The organism is Nonomuraea sp. NPDC026600, from assembly GCF_040638335.1.
Taxonomy (GTDB): domain Bacteria; phylum Actinomycetota; class Actinomycetes; order Streptosporangiales; family Streptosporangiaceae; genus Nonomuraea.
In genome coordinates this window covers 572,770-590,419 of the sequence record NZ_JBEZYD010000002.1, presented here as the reverse complement: position 1 = coordinate 590,419, position 17,650 = coordinate 572,770, and the positions used below count along the sequence as shown (strand labels likewise).

Sequence of the window (17,650 nt, the reverse complement as noted above, 5' to 3'; positions counted from 1 at the left end):
GGGTCAGAAGGTGCTCGGCAGCGCGCCGGACAGCTGGAGCAGTTCGAGGAACGCGTCGATGCCGCTCGGCACCGGCCAGTCCGTGTCGCGCAGCACCGCGAGATCCGCGGCGGCCCTGGCAGCGACGTCGGGTACACCGGCGTCGACGGCCTTGGCCAGCACCGTCCAGCCGGCCTCCCAGCGCCGCCGCGTGAGATCGCTCTGCACTGCTGAGACGACGGCCGTCAGAAAGGCGAGTTGCCGGTCGCCCCTCTCCGGTAGCGCGAAGGCGTTCGGATTGGCCAGAACGCGGTCCGGGTCGGGCAGGTCGAGCTGTTCGAGGTAGGCCAGCAGCTCCAGACCCGCGCCGTCGCCCACCGCGCCGATCACCGCGGCCGCGACCGCCTTCTGGTCGGAGCCGGCGGCGTACCCGACCGCCAGCAGGCGCAGCGCCATCTCCCAGGTACGCGGCGACGGCCAGGCATGGCCCCGGCTCTCCGCGTCGCCGGGCAGGTGGTGGACCAGGCCGGGCCGCGCGGTGAGGAACCCGGAGATCACCCCGCGGGCGCGGGCGACCGCGCTGGGCACCCGGGCCGGGTCGACGAGCGGCAGGGGCACGGCCGGCCAGGTTCCGGCCATGCCTCGTGCGACCGTCCGCGGGTCGTGCGTCCACTGCAGGTGGACGAACCGGTTCGCCAGTGGCGGGCTGAGGTGCCAGCCGTCCGCGGCACTGGACGGCGGGTTGGCGGCGGCGACCACACGGACCGGCTCCGGCAGCGGCAGGCTGCCGACCCGGCGTTCGAGGACGACCCGCAGCAGCGCTGCCTGGACGGCTGGCGGAGCGGAGGACAGCTCGTCGAAGAACACGACGCCGCGCCCGGCCGCGGCCAGCCGCACTGCCCAGTCCGGTGGGGCCATCGGCACGCCGGTGGTGGCCGGATCATCACCGATGATCGGAAGGCCGGCGAAGTCGGAGGGCTCGTGCACGCTCGCGATCACCGTCTCCAGCGGGACGCGGAGCCCGGCGGCCAGCTGCTGGAGGGCGGCGGACTTGCCGATCCCCGGCTCGCCCCACAACAGCACGGGGAGGTTCGCCGACACCGCGAGCGACAGCGCCTCCAGCTGCGGGTTCGCGGCCGGCTCCGTTCGCTGGGAGCCGAGCCGGCGGACCAGTTCGTCGGCCGCGGCCAGCGGATCCGGTGCGAAGTCCTCGTCGGTGACGTTCACTGTTCCTCGTCCTTCCACGTCATCCAGCGGGGCGGTCCCGGTCCAGCAGGGCCAGGAGGAAGTCCAGGTCGGTGCGCTCGCGGAAGCGGATGAGCCGGGAGAGCGACTGGCCCGTGTCGTCGGCGACGTCGGGGTTCGCTCCGGCGGCCAGCAGCGCCCGTACCAGCGCGACGGAGCCGTTGTCCCCGACCGCCACGTGCAGCGCTGTGCGCCGGTTGTGGTCCACGGCCTCGAGGTCGACCCCGGCCGCCAGCAGGCGCGGCAGCAGGACCTCGTGGTCCAGGTGGATCAGCGCGTGCAGGAGCGTGCGGCGCCGACCGTCACGGAAGCGCGGGTCGACCCCGGCGTCCAGAAGCCTGAGCACTCCCGGGGTGTCACCGTGCTGGGCGCGGCTGTACAGCTCCCGCCGCTGCTCCCGCAAGGCCTTCGGCAGCCGGCCCGCGCCGGAGGACACCGCCTGCGCCACGGCGAAGCAGCCGGCGACCGCGCCGCCGAACGCCCGCATCGCCTGCTCTCGCCGCTGCTCGTCCGCGCTGTGCGGCACCCGCAGCGCGCCGTCCTGGAAGCCCACCTCGTGCCACTCACTGCGGCATCGCACCCGAACCGGGGACGGGAGCCGCGGATCCGGCGGTCCGACCGGATCGGCGGGGTCCGCACGCAGCGGGAAGAGCGCGTCCCGGACCAGCGGATGCAGCCGGTCCGGATCCGCGTCGCCATGCCGGAGTGCGTCGAGGTCCGGCAGGCGCCGCCAGCACGCCTCGGGCAGCACCGGGGTGCCGGAGATCTCCTTGGGGTCGATGATCCGGATCCGCAGTTCGCCGGCCCGCTTGCCGCCTTCGAGCAGCAGGGCGCTGCCGTAGGAATGCGGAATCTGGAAGCGACGCCCGAAGCCCTCGCGGATGAGCAGCTGGATCTCCGGCTCGAGCCTGGTCAGCGCCAGCGGGAGTTTCTCCAGGACAGGCAACGGATCGATCGGGGCGCCCCAGCGGGGCTCGAGCGGTGACGGATCCAGCGCGATCCCCGCCGCGGCGAACGCCGCCTCGACCTTCCCTTGCTCGTGCAGCAGGGTCACCCATTCGGCGTGGGCCGGCGGGTCGGCGGGACCGGGGTCGGCCGTGGGCAGGTCCCCGGCGGCGCGTCGGGTCCCGTCCGCGTTGAAGAACGGCGGCCGGTCTCCGCCACCATGGCGTTCCAGCAGCGCGCCGGTGTGCCGTACATCCCACAGGTGCCGCAGCATGGTCCAGTTATGGAGGACGTGCCGGTGATCGCCCGAGCTGACGGCATGGTCGATCCGGCCGAAGCACAGGAGTAGCCGCTGCGGCCCGTCCACCATGGCGGGTGTGGTGACGTGCAGATACTGCGCGGCCTTGGCCGCACCCGGGTAACGGCCCAATGTCACCGTCTGGCCGTTGCGGATCGTCGTACGCCCCATCAGGACGCGCGGCAGATGCCAGCGCAGCAGGTCCGGTGCGAAATGGAGGAGGTCGTCCTCGACAGCGGCCGCGACGGCGCCGCCATGCTCCCGGGCGATGTCGGCCAGGTCGAACGCGACGTCGACGTTCGCGGCGGCGCAGGCGCCGCGCCAGTCTCCGTCGAGACGTCGCTCGGTGGCCCGCTCGATCATCCAGCGGGGAACGGCGTACCGCAGGATCCGCCGTCGGCTCGACGCCTCGTCCGGTGGGTACGACGACGGCGTGCGGCGCGGCGCCGCCTCGGCCGTGGGTGCACCGGCCGTGGGGTCGGGGACTGGCGTGCTGACGGCGTTCACTCTTCCTCGGCGAGTTCCGGATGCTCGCGTTCGATCCGATCCGTGATGAAGTCCAGGTCATCGCGTTCGAGCCAGTCGATCAGGCGGTGGAGCGAGACGGGCTCGCCGTGGATCTGGCCGGTCAGGTCGATCCGCGCCCCTGCGGTGAGCAGCGCATGGACGAGCGCCACCGAACCGTCTCCGCAGATCGCGGAGAACAGCGGCGTGCGCTGGTCCTCATCCCTGGCATCGATGTCCAGGCCCGCCGCCAGGAGCCGCCCGAGCAGACCATCATGGTCGAGGTGTCGCAGCCGGTGAGCCGGCTCGCTCCTTCGACGGCCGTGCACCCTCGGATCGACGCCGGTATCGAGCAGGTGCAGCATGTGGAGCAGGGTGCGCCGTCGGCTACCACGGACGCGTGGATCCACGCCGGCGTCCAGCAGCCGTAGGACTCCCGGGAGGTCGCCATGCTGGACCCGCGAGAGTAGCTCCCCTCGTTGGTCGCGCAGGGCCTTGGGCAGCCGTCCGGTTCCGGACGTCCACGCATGCCGTGCGGCGAAGCATCCGGCGATCGCGCCCCCGAACGCCCGCATGGCGCTCTCCCGCTGCTGCTCCTCCGCGCTGTGCGGGATGTGAAGGACGCCGTCACGGAAGGAGACCTCGTGCCACTCACCGCGGCAGCGGATCCGGACCGGCTTCGGGAGTTCCGGGTCGGACGGCCCCACCGGAACGCCGTGCACGGCGCGGCTCGGGAACAGGGCCTCGCGTACGAGCGGATGGAGCCGCTCCGGCGGATAGCCGTCGCGCAGCAGGTCAAGGTCGGGAAGGCGGCGCCAGCACACTTCGGGAAGCACCGTGTCCCCGGGCTCCGTGCCCATCTCGAATGGGACGACTCGGACGCGCAGCCCCACATCCGGTCCGTCGGTCTCGAAGAGGAGCGCCGCGTACTGTCGGTAGGGAAGCCAGAAACGGTCGGTTCCCACTGAGGCCGCAAGGCGGCGGATCTCCGCCTCCACCCGGGTCAGGGCAAGGGGCATCCGCGCGAGAACATCGAGCGGATCAACGCGATTCACCTCGGAATAGGAATCGACCTCGAGCGGCGCGGCGTCCAGATCGATGCCGACGGCCGCGAACGCCGCTTCGACCTCGCCGCGTTCGTGCAGCAGCGTGACCCACTCGGTGAGCGACGCCGGGTCGGCGCGGCCAGGGTCGGCCGTGGGAAGCTCTTCCGCCCTGCGCGGTGTGCCGTCGCTGTGGAGGAACGGAGCCCGAGCCTTGTCGCCGCCGCAGCGTTCACGCAGGTCGTCGGCATGGCGCACATCCCACAGGTGGCGCGACGAGCTCCAGTCCTGGACGACGTTGCGCCAGAACGCGCTGTACGCCCAGTCGGTCTCCAGATAGGTGTCCGGTTGGTGAACCGGCCCGACGTGCAGGCGCAGCCGCTGCGGACCGTGGACCATCCAACGAGGCGTCCGGAGGTACAGGTACGGGGCGTCTGAGGCCTCACCCGGCCGCCCCAGGACCATCACCTGGTCGGGCACGATCGTCGTACGCCCGCGGTCCAGGCGGGGCAGGTGCCAGCGCAGCAGGTCCGGGGCGAAGTTGTACAGGTCGTCCTCGAGCGCCGTGGCGACCGCGTCGCCGTGCGCGTTCGCGATGTCGGCCAGGTCGAAGGTGACATCGACGTTGGCGGCGGCGCAGGCGCCACGCCAGTCGCCGGCGAGCCGTCGTTCGGTCGCCTGATCGACCATCCATGGGGGCACCGCGTACCGCCGGATCCGCCGCAGCCGGGACGCCTCGTGCGGCGGATACGAACGGGACGGCGTACGAGGTGGCAGACCAGCCGGTGGGGGCGCCGCGCTCACCGGTAGAGGCTCCCGATCGCGTGCAGGTCCGGATGGGTCCGGGCGGCGGGACGCAGCCGTGGCGCCAGCGCACGCTTCACCCGGCGGGGCACGCCGGGGCCGAACCCGACGTATTCCAGACGGGTGTCATCGGGAACGGCAGCCAGCAGCGCCTTGGCGCCACGGCCGGTGATCCCGGTCCGGCGCAGCTCCAGCCGACGCAGTGGGCTGCCGGGCAGAGCCGCGGCCAGCACGGCGGCGCCCGCGTCTCCGGTGATGTTCGCGGGTGCGCCGAGGCTCCACTCCGACGGCGGACGTCCCAGGTCGAGTGCCTCGATACCGCTGAGTGCCTCGGCCAGCGCGCGTGCACCGTCCGGCCCGATGCCGTTGCCACCGAGGCCCAGGCGCACCGGCCGGGCGGGGTCGGCCACCGCGGCGAGCGTGGCCGCACCGGCGTCGCCGAGATGGTTCGCCGGAAGGTAGAGCTCGCGTACCCCGGCGTCCCGGATCAGCGCGGCCAGCACGTCGCCGGACTCCGAGCCCAGCCCGTTCCCGCCCAGAAACAGCCGCTCGACCGGGTTCGGCCGCTTGGTGAGCACGACCAGCAGCGCCCGCAGCCCCTCCCGCGTGAGCCCGGTGTTGACCAGGTCGAGCGTGCGGATCGTCGTGTTCTGGCGCAGCATCGCGGCGAGAGCGAGGACTCCGTCGTCGCCCACCGGGTTCCGCTTGAGCCACAAGGCGCGCACGGTGGTGTCCGTGGCCAGTCGACCGGCGAGCACCTCGGCGCCCGCCGCGTCGATGCGGTTGCAGCCGAGGTAGAGAGTCTCCAGGCCGTGGCCGGGAACGAGCGCGTCGGCGATGGTCCGGGCTCCATCGTTCCCGATGGCGTTGGTGCCCAGCAGCAGATGGACGGCGTGCGGCGAGGCCACCGCGGCCGGGAGCAGCCGCGCCGCACCAGCCGGGCCGAGGCCCTGCTTGCACAGGTCGACCCGGCCATCGGGCCGTACGGTGCCGAGCGGGAAGGTCTCGTCGGCCGCCACCGGGGTCGGCGCGGCCAGCCGGGAGACCAGCGGACCCAGGTCCACCGGATCGGCCGGCGGCACGTCAAGGTGCTCGATCGCGGGGCAGCGTACGGGCGTCGGCTCCATCATCACCAATCCACCGGTCGGTAGTCCTTCAAGAACAGGCCGGACACCCGATTCCCGGCCACACCGCGCACGATCGGGTCGTAGACCCGGGCGGCGCCGTCGATGACATCCAGCGGCGGGCGGAACCCTGCCTCCCGCTGCGCGGTCTTGCCCGGATGGGGGCGTTCGTCGGTGACCCAGCCAGTGTCGACGCTGTTCATGTAGATGCCCGAGGCCGCGTAGTCCGCGGCGGCGGTGCGGGTCAGCATGTTCAGGGCCGCCTTGGCCATGTTGGTGTGCGGATGGCGGACGGTCTTCTGCTCCCGGGAAAAGCTGCCCTCCATCGCCGAGACCTGTACGACGTAGCGGTCCGGCCACGGCGAGTCCTCGAGCAGACCGCGCAGCCGGGACGTCAGCAAGAACGGCGCGAAGGAGTTCACCAATTGGACCTCCAGCCACTCGGCCGGGTCCACCTCGTGCAGCCGGAGACTCCAGCTGTTGCGGTCGCGCAGGTCCAGCGGCTGACCGGTCTCGTCCGTCTGCCCGGCCGGGAACAGCGCCTCCAGGGCGTCCCGCCGCGTGACGGCCTGCCCAGTGGGCGTACACCCGGAGTCCGAAGGAACCGCGAGCGCCGGCGCGGGTTCCAGCCGCGCGGCGGCGGGCGCGGCCGTCCCCGATACGTCCTCCACGTCGATCTGCGCGGCCAGGCCTCTCAGCGGCGTGCTCTCCGCCGCGCGCACCTCGCGGTGGTACACGGTGGGCCGGCGGATCGTCTGGGCCGCATTGTTGACGAGGATGTCGAGACAACTGAAACGCCGCTCGACGGACTCCAGCAGACCCGCGACGGCCGCCAGGTCGAGCAGGTCGACACCGTGGACGTGTACCCGGTCCAGCCAGGCTTCGGCGTCGGGCACGGCCGCGAGCCGACGGGCGGCATCCCGCGGGAAGCGGGTGGTGACCAGGACATCCGCGCCGTCGCGCAGCAGCTTCAGCGCCAGCTGGAAACCGATCTTCACCCGTCCCCCGGTCACGATCGCCCGGCGGCCACGCAGGTCGCAGCGGGCGTACCGACGGGCTATGTTCTCCTCGGCGCAATCGGGGCACAGCAGGTGGTATTCCGGATGCACCTGCTGGTAGGCGGACTTGCAGACGTAACAGCGTCGCGTGCCCACCAGCGGGCGCCGTGTCGGCGCGGACCGGTCACCCGGCGGATCCGGCTCTGCGGAACCGGCTTGATCCCGGGGGCTCGTCGAGGCTGCCGGCGGGACGAGCGCGGGGGATGGATCCTGCTCTCGATAGCGCGCCGTGGCCGCCGTGGCCTCGTGGTCGCGTCGCCTGCGCTCGGCGTGCCGCGACGCCTTTCGTGTCTTCTTCCCCGTCCGGTACAAGTGCGCCGCGGCCTCGTGCACGGCCGCCCATTGAGGATCAGCCGGATCCGCCGCGCGTGCCTGGGCCATCACTCGCAGGCAGGTCTCGACCTCAGCCTGGTCGGGGAGGGTTCCTGATCCGGGCGGCGGTGTCCCGGTCAAGTCAGGATCGACGACCGACACCCACACCCCCACCGATGACGTCCACGATTTGGGGCAAGGCTGGTCGGATTCGAACCGACGTCCTCCAACCTGCTGTAAGGCGCGACGACCTCTGCGCTACAGCCTTGCCGCTGCAGAGCTTAGCGAATAGCACGGGCGTTCGATGGCCACTATGGGCGTATGGGACCTATCCGGCGTATGGGAATGAGAGCCGGCCTCGATCAAGATGAGGTTCACCGGCGGGACCTGGACCAGCTCCGGCCGGGCCATGATGCGTGTGTCCATCTCTGCCGGCTGAACGCGGGACTCATCGAGGTGTCTTTTCCGTGGGGAGGCGGGAGATCAGCCAGGTGACCGCCAGGGCGGCGGTGCACAAACCGGCCAGTGCCCACAGGCCGGCATCGAAGGAGCCGGTCGCGTCCTTGAACGCGCCCAGCCCGAACGCGAAGGCCACTCCCCCGAGGTTGGCGCAGAAGTTGCTGAATCCCGTGACCAGACCCGTGTTCGCGGTGCCGACGTACTGCAGCGGCACCGCGAACAGCGGCCCGAAGTAGAGCTGGAGGAAGACCGAGTTCACGGCGATCACCGCGATCAGCACCGGGAGAGCGTCCACGAAGGGGATCAGGAAGATCGTGACGGCCAGCATGGTCAGAGAGATGCCGATGACGGCCAAGGGCCGGCCGAGGCGGTCGGACAGCCAGCCGCCGAGGAAGTTGGACGGGGCCGTGACCGCCGCGCCGACGGCCACGACGGCGCCGGCCACGCCGAGAGGGTAACCCTTGTCCTCGACGATGAGGCTGGGCAGCCAGAACGCCATCCCGGTGACCACCGCGAGGCGGACGAACTGGATGAAACCGGCCAGCCACACCGCACGGTGCGCCAGGAGCTCGCGGGCGTCCGCCCAGGTCGGCGGCCTGGCGTCGGCCTTGGGCGGGGCCGAGTCGCCCAGCCTGGCGAAGGCCAGCAGGACCAGGATGCCACTGGCGGCGAACAGGATCAGCAGCCAGCGCCAGCCCAGCGGGCCGACCAGCGCCGGGCCGAGCGCGTTGAGCAGAATGTTGGAGGAGAAGCCACCGGCGACATACAGGCCCATGGCCGTGGCCCTGCGGTCCGCCCGGAACTGCCGGCTGATCAGCAGCAGGCCCGGGGCGAACACCAGCGAGCGGAAGATCCCGGAGACGGCCTGGTTGGCGACAAGCCAGCCGAAGGAGTCCAGCAGGGCGAAGGTGAGCGAGAGCAGGTTGGTGCCGAGCAGGCCGACCACGAACAGGCGCTTGGGGTCGAACCGGTCGGCCAGGTAGCCGGACGGGATCTGCATGAGCGCGTACGTGAACGTCCCGGCCGCGGCCAGCAGCCCGGCCTGCGACGGGCTGATGCCGATGTCCTCGCGGATGAGCGGGAGGAACAGGGCGATGCCGCCGAACGCGAGCGCCTGCATGCTCTGGCACACCACGATCAGCGTGGAGTTGAGCACCGGCCCTCGGGTGCGCGACGCAGAAGCGGCGGTCTCGGTCGCCATCAGATGCGGACGAGGGCAGCGGGCGAGGGCAGTTCGCGTTCCGTCATGGTCATGAAGAGTGCCTCTCTATGAACACCAAAATGCGCCGCGCACGCCGAAACCGACTGAACGCGCGACGCACAATATCGAGGGCTGTTCTAGTCGAGTGTTCGGGCATGCCCTTTCCCCGGCAAATCCGTACTCTCCCGAAATACCAGTCGGTGCGGCACGCACACCTCGTGTGCCTTGTCCATCCCGCCGCTCAGCCGCTCGGCCAGCAGGTCCACCGCCGACTGCGCGATCAGCGCCTTGTCGGGCGCCACGGTCGACAGGGCGGGTGTGGCGAACCGGCCGTCCTGGATGTCGTCGAACCCCATCACCATCACGTCGCCCGGCACCTCGTACCCCCGCTTGAGCAGCGTCCGCAGGGCGCCCAGCGCGAGCGTGTCGTTGAAGCAGAAGACCGCGTCCGGCGCGCCGGAGTCGAGCAGGCGGCTCATGGCCTCGGCGCCGTCGGCGCGCCCCCAGCGTGCGACCGGCGCGATCAGTGACGGGTCGGCGGGGATGCCGGCCTCGGCGAGCGCCTGCTGGTGGCCCTTCAGCCGCAGGCGGCCCGTCGCGGCGACGGCCGTGCGCTGCACGCCGATGGCGGCGATCCTGCGCCTGCCGCGCTCGGCCAGGTGCAGGGTGGCCGCCCGCGCGGCGGCCACGTTGTCGATGCCGACGTGATCGTACGGCGAGCGGCCCATCCCGATGCGCTCCCCGAGCAGCACCATCGGCGTACGCTCGTCGCGCCCGGCCAGGTCCTTGCCCGTGAGCGCGAGCGGGCTGAACAGCAGCCCGTCGATGAGGTGGTCGCGGATCCCGGAGATCACCACGCGTTCCTTGGCCCGGTCGCCCTGGGTCTGGTCGATGAGCACGGTCCAGCCTCGCCGGTCGGCCGCCTCGATGACGTTCGTGGCCAGTTCGGCGAAGTAGGGGTTGTCCAGCTCGGGCACCGCCAGCGCGACCACGCCGGAGCGGCCCGCGCGCAGGCTGCGCGCCGACAGGTTCGGCCGGTAGGAGAGCTCGGCTATCGCCGCCGCCACCCGGGCGCGTGTCTCGTCACTGACATGGGGATAGTCGTTGACCACGTTGGACACGGTCTTGATCGACACCCCGGCCAGCTCGGCGACGTCCTTCAGCCTCGGCCGCACCATGCCCCCTTCTCCATCGGAACCCTATCTGGTTTACAACGTTGTAACGAACTGGCGCCAGGCAATTTACAACGTTGGAACCAACGATGTAGAACGTCCGTAACCCCCACGGGCAGGAGTGATCTGGCATGTCCCTCGACAACCTCTCCAGGCGGCGCGCACTGGGCCTGGGCCTCGGTGCGCTGGTCATCGGCGCCACGGGCTGCGGCGGAGGCGGCGGCCCCAAGCAGGCGCAGGCGCCGGCCACCACGGCGGCGCCCACCGAATACGCCGGTCCCTCGGTCTCGCTGAAGTTCTGGAACGGCTTCACCGGCGGCGACGGCCCGGTCATGAAGAAGCTGGTGGACCAGTTCAACACCGAGCACCAGAACATCAAGGTGTCGATGAACGTCTACAAGTGGGAGGACTACTACGCGAAGGTCCCCGCGGCCGTCTCCGCGGGTCAAGGCCCTGACCTCGGCATCATGCACGTCGACAGCGTCGCCACCAACGCGGCCCGGCAGGTGGTCCTGCCCCTCGACGACGTGGCCAACGCGCTCAGCCTCACCGAGGCGGACTTCTCCCCGCCGGTCTGGAAGGCCGGCGTCTACAAGGGCGCGCGCTACTCGATCCCGCTCGACGTGCACCCGCTCGGCCTGTTCTACAACAAGACGGTCATGAAGCAGGCCGGGCTCGACCCGGAGCAGCCGCCCAAGACCGGCGAGGAGTACATGACGGCGCTGGAGGCGCTGAAGAAGGCGGGCATCCAGGGGCACTGGGCCACGCCGTTCCCGTTCACCGGAAGCATGCAGTTCGGGACGCTGCTCTACCAGAACGGCGGCCAGCTCTTCGCCGACGACGCCGGCGTCTCGCGCTTCGCCGAGGACCCCGGCGTGCAGGCCCTGACCTGGCTCGTCGACCTCGTCAACAAGGGCTACAGCCCCAAGAACGTCGGCCAGGACTTCGACTTCATCGCCCTGCAGAACGGCAAGGCCGCGTTCAACTGGAACGGCATCTGGTCCATCAACACGCTCAAGGAGATCAAGAACCTGGAGTGGGGTGTCGCGCCGCTCCCGCAGATCGGGGCGAAGCCGGCGGCGTGGGCGGGCTCGCACCAGTTCGTGGTGTTCAAGCAGCGTACGCCCGACCAGAACAAGCTGACCGCGGCCAAGGTGTTCATCAACTGGATCAGCGGCCACTCGCTGGAGTGGGCCAAGGGCGGCCAGGTGCCGGCCCGTAAGTCGATCCGCGACGGTGCGGAGTTCGCGGCGCTGAAGGAACAGGCCGCGATCGGCACCCAGATCGACAACCTCTACTTCCCGCCGTCGGTGGCGGGCATCGGGGACGCCACCGCGGTCGTCGACCAGGCGATCAACGCGGCGATCCTGCTCAGGAAGAGCCCCAAGGACGCGCTCACGGAGGCCGCCGCCAAGGCCGACAAGATCCTTGAGGCCAACCGGAAGAAGTACGGCGCCTGATGGTCGCGATCTCAGCGGAAGAGACGTTGGGGCGGGAGGTGCGCGTTCCCCGATCGGGCAAGGCGACGCCGTACCTGTTCCTGGCGCCGTACCTGATCCTGTTCTCCGTGTTCGTGCTGGCCCCGGCCCTGTTCGGGATCTGGGTGAGCCTGCACGACTGGGACTACATGCTCGAGGGCAAGCCGTTCGTCGGCCTGGACAACTACACGGCGCTGTTCGACGACCAGTCGCCCGTCCACGGCGACTTCTGGATGTCGATGCGGGCGACCGGGCTCTTCACCGTGTTCAGCGTGCCGTTCCTGGTCGTGCTGCCGCTCGGGGTGGCGTTGCTGCTCAACCGGCCCTTCCGGGGCAGGACGCTGTTCCGGGGGCTGTTCTTCGCGCCGTTCGTGCTGGGCGTGGCGGTGGTGTGCCTGATGTGGCGGCTGCTGCTCGACCCGAACCTCGGCCTGGTCGACTGGATACTCGGCACGCCGATCCCCTGGACCACCGCGACGCCGTGGGCCTGGATCGCGCTGGTCGGGGTGACGGTCTGGTGGACGCTCGGGTTCAACGCGGTGATCTACCTGGCCGGGATGCAGGACATCCCGCGCGAACTGTACGACGCGGCGAAGGTGGACGGCGCGGGGCGGTGGGGCCAGTTCGTCCACGTCACGCTGCCGGGGCTGCGGCCCGTCGCGCTCTTCGTGGTGACGACGACGATCCTGGCCTCGGCGAACATGTTCGGGCAGTCGTACCTGCTGACTCAGGGGGCGCCGGGCGGGGAGACGCGGACCGCGATCATGTACATGCTCCAGCAGGGGCTCAGGGAGTACAAGATGGGCAGCGCCTCGGCCATGAGCTACCTGCTCACGCTGCTGCTGATCCTGGTCAGCGTGGCCAACTTCCGGCTGTTCAGGACCCGGCCATGAAGCGCTACACGGGCCTGCTGGCCCTCACCGTGCTGTTCGTGGGGCCGCTGGTGTGGGCCTTGGGCGTGTCGTTCAAGACGCAGACCGAGGCCACCCGGGTGCCGCCCACGCTGCTGCCCGCCGAGCCGACGACGTCCGCGTACGGGACGGTCTTCCAGGGCACCACGGACACGCCGGTGCTGCGCTGGTTCGCCAACAGTCTCATCGCCGCCACCGGGCACATGCTGCTGGTGCTCGTGGTGGCGTCGCTGGCCGCGTACGCGCTGGCCAGGCTGGAGTTCCGCGGCAAGAAGCTGATGTTCGGGATGATCGTCGGCACGCTGCTGGTGCCGGGGTTCGTCTTCATCATCCCGCAGTTCCTGATCGTCGACCGGCTCGGCTGGCTGGACAGCCTGACGGCGCTCATCGTGCCGGGGGCGGCGGGCGCGTTCGGGGTGTTCTTCCTGCGGCAGTTCTTCCTCGGGCTGCCGGGTGAGCTGGACGAGGCCGCGCTGATGGAGGGCGCCAACCACTGGCACATCTTCTGGCGGATCACGCTGCCGCTGTCGCGGCCCGCGCTGGCCACGCTGGCCGTGCTGAGCTTCCTGTCCAACTGGAACGACTTCATCTGGCCGATCTACGTGATCTTCAGTCCCGAGTACTTCACGCTGCCGCCGGGCCTGTCGATCCTGCAGGGCGCGTACACGATCCACTATCCGGTGATCATGGCGGGCGCGGTGCTGGCCAGCGTCCCCGTCCTGATCCTCTTCAGTCTGACCCAGCGGTACGTCATCGAAGGCATCTCTCGTAGCGGCCTGAAAGGCTGACCTATGTACTTGGCTGTCATCGCCACGCTGATCCTCTCCCTGTTCACCAATCCGGTGACCAACTCCTTCTCCGACACGTTCGCCGACCCGTCGGTGATCCGCGGGCAGGACGGCTACTGGTACTCCTATGGCACGTCGGACCCGCTGCGCGAGGGCGAGAAGGTCCTGCACAGGCTGCCGATCGCCCGCTCCGCCGACCTGGTCGACTGGACCTACGTGGGCGACGCGTTCGGGCCGGACAACCTGCCGTCATACGCGGCGCCGGGCAGTCTGTTCTGGGCACCGGACATCCGTTACCTCGACGGCCGGTACGTCATGTACTTCACCGTCACCGACACCGCCGCCACACCCGCCAACTGGGACTACTCGATCGGCGCCGCCACGGCACCCACGCCGGCCGGGCCGTGGACGCACATCGACGCCCCGGTCGTCGCCCCGCGTCCCTCGGGCAACTCGTACTGGAACACGATCGACCCCTCGCAGTTCACCGACGTGGACGGGCGCAAGTACCTGTACTTCGGCGGGTTCTTCGGCGGCCTGTGGGTGACCGAGCTGTCCGCCGACGGACTGCGCGCCACCGGGCAGCCGCAGCAGGTCGCGATCGACAACAAGTTCGAGGGCGCGTACGTGGTGCGCCACGACGGCTACTACTACCTGCTCGGCTCCTCGGCGAACTGCTGCGCCGGGCCGACCACCGGCTACTCGGTGCTGGCCGGGCGCTCGACCAGCCCGCGCGGGCCGTTCGCCGACCGCGATGGCGTGCCGCTGCTGGCCTCGCGCGCCGGTGGCACCCCTGTCCTGGACCAGAACGGCAACCGCTTCATCGGCACCGGCCACCACGCCCAGCTCACCGACCTTTCCGGTCAGGACTGGATGCTCTACCACGCCATCGATCGAAGCGACCCGTTCCTGGACGAGCCGTACGGGATCAACGAGCGGCCCATGCTGCTGGACCGGCTGGACTGGATCGACGGCTGGCCGGCCGTGCGTGCGGGGGCCGGGCCTTCCGAGCAGTCGCGGGAGACGCCGGTGACCCGCGGGGTCGTGGACGATCGGTTCGCGGGCGATCTGTCGGGCTGGCGGAACACGGCCGGCTGGGCCGTACAGGAGGGATACGTCCGTGGCCAGGGCACGCTCATCAGCCGCAGGTCGCTCGGCGGGGACGTCCGTGTCGAGACCGACCTCAAGACGGACAAGTCCGCCGGGATTCGCCTCGGCGGCACGACCGCGGTCGTTTCGCGCGACGGGTTGACGCTTACCTCGGGCGGCGCGTCCCGTACGGTGGCGCTGCCCGGAGGGGCCGCGACCTGGCACAACCTGGCCGTCAGCGTCAAGGGACGGACGATCACCGCCGAGGTGACCGAGGCCCGGCCGCGTGACCCGCAGGCGAGCGTCACCGTCACGGGCAGCGCGAACGGCCCGATCGGGCTGGTCGCCGACGGGGGCGCCGACTTCGACAACGTCTCCGCCGCCCCGCTGTTCAAGGCCGTCACCAAGGCGGCGCCGACGCCGCGTACGGGCCGGCTGCTGGACGCCGACGAGTTCACCGGGCCGCTCGACTCCCGCTGGACCTGGGTGCGGCAGGACGCCGCGGCCAAGATCGAGGAGGGCGTGCTGCGCTGGCCCGTCCAGGGCGCCGACCTGGTCGGGACCGGCAACAAGGCGTCGCTGCTGCTGCGCGAGGCCCCCAAGGGCGACTACGTCGTGGAGACCAAGCTCACGCTCGACCTGGGCGAGGACGCCATACGCAACTACCAGCAGGCCGGGCTGATCGCCTACGCCTCCGACGACGACTTCGCCCGCCTGTCCCAGGTGGCGATCTGGAACACCCGCCAGGTCGAGTACGGCCGCGAGCTGACCTTCGCCGGCCGCCTGTCCTACGGCGGCAACATCGTCGGCCCGCCCGCCAGGACCACCTGGCTGCGGCTGGCGCACCACGTGGACCCAGCCAACGGGGAGCACGAGTTCCGCGCCGGTTCCAGCCGCGACGGCAGGACCTGGACCTGGGGCGGCGTGTGGACCTTCCCCAAGGACACGGCCGTGCGCATCGGCCTGGTCGCCCACGGAGGGGCCCAGCCGGCCGTCAACGCCGACTTCGACTACGTACGCGTCTACCGAGGAGCCTGACCTGTGCCGCAAGCACACCTGACCCTTGACCCCTCTTTCCGCATCGCCCCCGTCGACCGGCGCCTGTTCGGCTCGTTCGTCGAGCACATGGGCCGGTGCGTCTACACCGGCATCTTCGAACCGGGTCACCCGGCGGCGGACGAGAACGGCTTCCGCACCGACGTGCTGGAGCTGACCCGCGAGATGGGCGTGAGCGTGGTTCGCTACCCGGGAGGCAACTTCGTCTCCGGCTACCGCTGGGAGGACGGCGTCGGCCCCGACCGGCCCTCCCGGCTGGACCTGGCCTGGCGGCAGATCGAGACGAACGCGTTCGGGCTCAACGAGTTCATGACCTGGACCCGGGCCGCCGGGGTGGAGCCGATGATGGCCGTCAACCTCGGCACCCGGGGTATCCAGGAGGCCTGTGACCTGCTCGAATACGCCAACCACCCCTCGGGCACGCAGTGGTCGGACCTGCGGGTCAAACACGGAGTGACCAACCCGTACGGGATCAAGCTCTGGTGTCTCGGCAACGAGATGGACGGACCCTGGCAGATCGGCCACAAGACCGCGCACGAGTACGGACGGCTCGCGAACGAGACCGCCAGGGCCATGCGGCTCGTCGACCCCGGCATCGAGCTGGTGCTGTGCGGCAGCTCCAACAGCGGGATGCCGACGTTCGGCGCGTGGGAGGCCACCGTGCTCGAACACGCCTACGACGCGGTCGACTACCTGTCGCTGCACAACTACTACGAGGAGAACGGCGACCTGCCCGGCTTCCTCTGCAGCGCCGTGGACATGGACCGCTACATCTCCGCCATCGTGGCCACGGCCGACCACATCGGGGCGAAGCTCCGGCGCAAGAAGAAGATCAACCTGTCCTTCGACGAGTGGAACGTCTGGTACCAGAGCCGGTTCACCGGGCGCGAGCGCTCGCCGTTCCAGGAGGCGCCGGAGCTGATCGAGGACACCTTCACCGCCGCCGACGCCGTGGTGGTGGGGGACTTCCTGATCACGCTGCTGCGGCACGCCGACCGGGTGAGCATCGCCTGCCAGGCGCAGCTCGCCAACATCATCGCGCCGATCAGGACCGAGCCCGGCGGCCCGGCCTGGCGTCAGACGATCTTCCACCCGTTCGCGCTGACGGCCCGGCACGCGCGCGGCACCGTGCTGCGGGTGGAGCCGTCCGGGCCGCTCCTGGAGACCGAACGGTACGGCGAGGCGCCCGCGCTGTCGGCGGTGGCCACCGTCGACGGGTCCCAGGTGGCGCTGTTCGCCGTCAACCGGTCGCCCGACCAGGACCTCGACCTCACTGCCCGGCTCCCGGGGGCGGTCAGGCCGGTGTCGGCCTCGGTGATCGCCGCCGGGGACGACCCGCACCGGGTGGAGGCCCTTCCGCGGCCGCTGACCGTACAGGCTGACGGTGACCGGCTGACGGCGCGGTTGCCCGCCGCCTCATGGACGATGATTCTCGCTGATTGCGAAAATTTGTCGGCCGCCGGCTCATAGGGACGCGCCGCCGCACATCACCAGGTGCTGGCCGGTGACCGAGCCCCCTTCAGGGCCGAGGAGGAAGGCCGTCAGTCCCGCGACCTCCTCGGGCCGGATGAACCGGCCCAGCGGCGGCACCCGTGGCGGCGTGGCGGCACGTCCGGGATCCCGCAGCATGGGGGTGTCGGTCGGCCCGGGGGCGACCACGTTGACGGTGATGCCACGCGGGGCCAGCTCCATGGCCCAGGAACGGGACAGGCCCACGAGCGCGGCCTTGGTGGCCGCGTACTGGCTCTTGCCCGCCACGCCGGTCATCGTGCGGCTGCCGATCAGCACGACGCGGCCGCCGGGGCGGATCGCGTCGGCGAGGGCGTTCACCAGGACGGTCGCGGCCTCGACGTGGACCCGCCACATGAGGGCGCCGTCCGGCGCGGAGAGGCGTCCGAGCGGCGCGGAGCGTTGCAGGCCCGCGGCGTGAACGATGGCGTCGACGGCGCCCACCTCGGCCGATACGCCGGCCAACTGGTCGAGGTCGGTCAGGTCGGCCTGGATCCACGAGTAGGCGGGGGTGTCCTGGTGGTGCTCCGGAGGGCGGGTGCGGCTCATCCCGGTGACTCTCCAGCCCTCACGGAGCAGACGTGCGGCGACGGCCCGGCCGATGCCGGAGCTGGCCCCGGTCACCACCGCGTGGCGTGGCTCGTCCGCCGTCTCCGGCGTGGTGTCCATCGGCAC

The 17,650-nt window shown here is 70.8% G+C and carries 13 protein-coding genes and 1 tRNA gene; 5 read left to right on the top strand and 9 right to left on the bottom strand.

Annotated features, from left to right (window positions below):
* Positions 1-3: 3 nt before the first annotated feature.
* The 8 genes from AB0F17_RS06095 to AB0F17_RS06060 all read right to left on the bottom strand — a co-directional run bounded on the left by AB0F17_RS06095 (position 4) and on the right by AB0F17_RS06060 (position 10,150).
* Positions 4-1,206: an AAA family ATPase gene (locus AB0F17_RS06095; RefSeq protein ID WP_358017005.1), complete on the bottom strand. Its 1,203-nt coding sequence runs from the start codon at positions 1,204-1,206 to the stop codon at positions 4-6.
* A 19-nt stretch (positions 1,207-1,225) separates the two neighbouring features.
* Entirely contained in the window at positions 1,226-2,974 is a 1,749-nt protein-coding gene (locus AB0F17_RS06090; RefSeq protein ID WP_358017002.1) for an ankyrin repeat domain-containing protein, read from the bottom strand.
* On the bottom strand, positions 2,971-4,704 hold the full coding sequence (locus AB0F17_RS06085) for a hypothetical protein (protein WP_358017000.1): 1,734 nt from the start codon (positions 4,702-4,704) through the stop codon (positions 2,971-2,973). Before AB0F17_RS06085 ends, AB0F17_RS06090 begins: the two co-directional genes overlap by 4 nt.
* 110 nt (positions 4,705-4,814) lie before the next feature.
* Positions 4,815-5,948 (bottom strand): gala protein, encoded by a 1,134-nt coding sequence (locus tag AB0F17_RS06080; protein ID WP_358016998.1) that lies wholly within the window; start codon positions 5,946-5,948, stop codon positions 4,815-4,817.
* Entirely contained in the window at positions 5,948-7,474 is a 1,527-nt protein-coding gene (locus tag AB0F17_RS06075) for an SDR family NAD(P)-dependent oxidoreductase (protein WP_358016995.1), read from the bottom strand. Before AB0F17_RS06075 ends, AB0F17_RS06080 begins: the two co-directional genes overlap by 1 nt.
* A gap of 34 nt (positions 7,475-7,508) precedes the next feature.
* Positions 7,509-7,580: transfer RNA gene (locus tag AB0F17_RS06070), tRNA-OTHER, on the bottom strand.
* Between the two features lie 180 nt (positions 7,581-7,760).
* On the bottom strand, positions 7,761-8,972 hold the full coding sequence (locus AB0F17_RS06065) for an MFS transporter (protein WP_358016992.1): 1,212 nt from the start codon (positions 8,970-8,972) through the stop codon (positions 7,761-7,763).
* A 137-nt stretch (positions 8,973-9,109) separates the two neighbouring features.
* Positions 9,110-10,150 carry a LacI family DNA-binding transcriptional regulator gene (locus tag AB0F17_RS06060; RefSeq protein ID WP_358016989.1) on the bottom strand — a complete coding sequence of 347 codons (1,041 nt, stop codon included), beginning with the start codon at positions 10,148-10,150 and terminating at the stop codon, positions 9,110-9,112.
* A 125-nt stretch (positions 10,151-10,275) separates the two neighbouring features.
* Here AB0F17_RS06060 and AB0F17_RS06055 point away from each other — a divergent pair, with 125 nt between their 5' ends.
* From AB0F17_RS06055 to AB0F17_RS06035, 5 genes are read left to right on the top strand one after another with little or no spacing between them, the layout of a single operon-like run.
* Positions 10,276-11,604: an ABC transporter substrate-binding protein gene (locus AB0F17_RS06055; RefSeq protein WP_358016986.1), complete on the top strand. Its 1,329-nt coding sequence runs from the start codon at positions 10,276-10,278 to the stop codon at positions 11,602-11,604.
* Entirely contained in the window at positions 11,604-12,515 is a 912-nt protein-coding gene (locus tag AB0F17_RS06050) for a sugar ABC transporter permease (RefSeq protein ID WP_358016984.1), read from the top strand. The genes AB0F17_RS06055 and AB0F17_RS06050 overlap by 1 nt, the downstream gene beginning before the upstream one ends.
* The gene (locus AB0F17_RS06045; protein WP_358016981.1) at positions 12,512-13,321 is read left to right on the top strand and encodes a carbohydrate ABC transporter permease; all 810 of its coding nucleotides are present in this window, start codon (positions 12,512-12,514) and stop codon (positions 13,319-13,321) included. The genes AB0F17_RS06050 and AB0F17_RS06045 overlap by 4 nt, the downstream gene beginning before the upstream one ends.
* 3 nt (positions 13,322-13,324) lie before the next feature.
* Positions 13,325-15,448 (top strand): family 43 glycosylhydrolase, encoded by a 2,124-nt coding sequence (locus tag AB0F17_RS06040; RefSeq protein WP_358016978.1) that lies wholly within the window; start codon positions 13,325-13,327, stop codon positions 15,446-15,448.
* A 3-nt stretch (positions 15,449-15,451) separates the two neighbouring features.
* Positions 15,452-16,936, top strand: a complete 1,485-nt coding sequence (locus AB0F17_RS06035) for an alpha-N-arabinofuranosidase (RefSeq protein WP_358016975.1) — start codon at positions 15,452-15,454, stop codon at positions 16,934-16,936.
* Here the strand turns inward: AB0F17_RS06035 and AB0F17_RS06030 are convergent.
* On the bottom strand, positions 16,931-17,644 hold the full coding sequence (locus tag AB0F17_RS06030) for an SDR family oxidoreductase (protein ID WP_358017376.1): 714 nt from the start codon (positions 17,642-17,644) through the stop codon (positions 16,931-16,933). The two genes, AB0F17_RS06035 and AB0F17_RS06030, sit on opposite strands and share 6 nt — an antisense overlap.
* Between the last annotated feature and the right edge of the window lie 6 nt (positions 17,645-17,650).

Bases quoted from the DNA above. Each gene is read 5' to 3' on its own strand.
- AB0F17_RS06085 (WP_358017000.1), bottom strand. From the start codon at position 4,704: ATGGTCGATCAGGCGACCGAACGACGGCTCGCCGGCGACTGGCGTGGC.
- AB0F17_RS06080 (WP_358016998.1), bottom strand. From the start codon at position 5,948: ATGATGGAGCCGACGCCCGTACGCTGCCCCGCGATCGAGCACCTTGAC.
- AB0F17_RS06065 (WP_358016992.1), bottom strand. From the start codon at position 8,972: ATGGCGACCGAGACCGCCGCTTCTGCGTCGCGCACCCGAGGGCCGGTG.
- AB0F17_RS06060 (WP_358016989.1), bottom strand. From the start codon at position 10,150: ATGGTGCGGCCGAGGCTGAAGGACGTCGCCGAGCTGGCCGGGGTGTCG.
- AB0F17_RS06055 (WP_358016986.1), top strand. From the start codon at position 10,276: ATGTCCCTCGACAACCTCTCCAGGCGGCGCGCACTGGGCCTGGGCCTC.
- AB0F17_RS06050 (WP_358016984.1), top strand. From the start codon at position 11,604: ATGGTCGCGATCTCAGCGGAAGAGACGTTGGGGCGGGAGGTGCGCGTT.
- AB0F17_RS06045 (WP_358016981.1), top strand. From the start codon at position 12,512: ATGAAGCGCTACACGGGCCTGCTGGCCCTCACCGTGCTGTTCGTGGGG.
- AB0F17_RS06040 (WP_358016978.1), top strand. From the start codon at position 13,325: ATGTACTTGGCTGTCATCGCCACGCTGATCCTCTCCCTGTTCACCAAT.
- AB0F17_RS06030 (WP_358017376.1), bottom strand. From the start codon at position 17,644: ATGGACACCACGCCGGAGACGGCGGACGAGCCACGCCACGCGGTGGTG.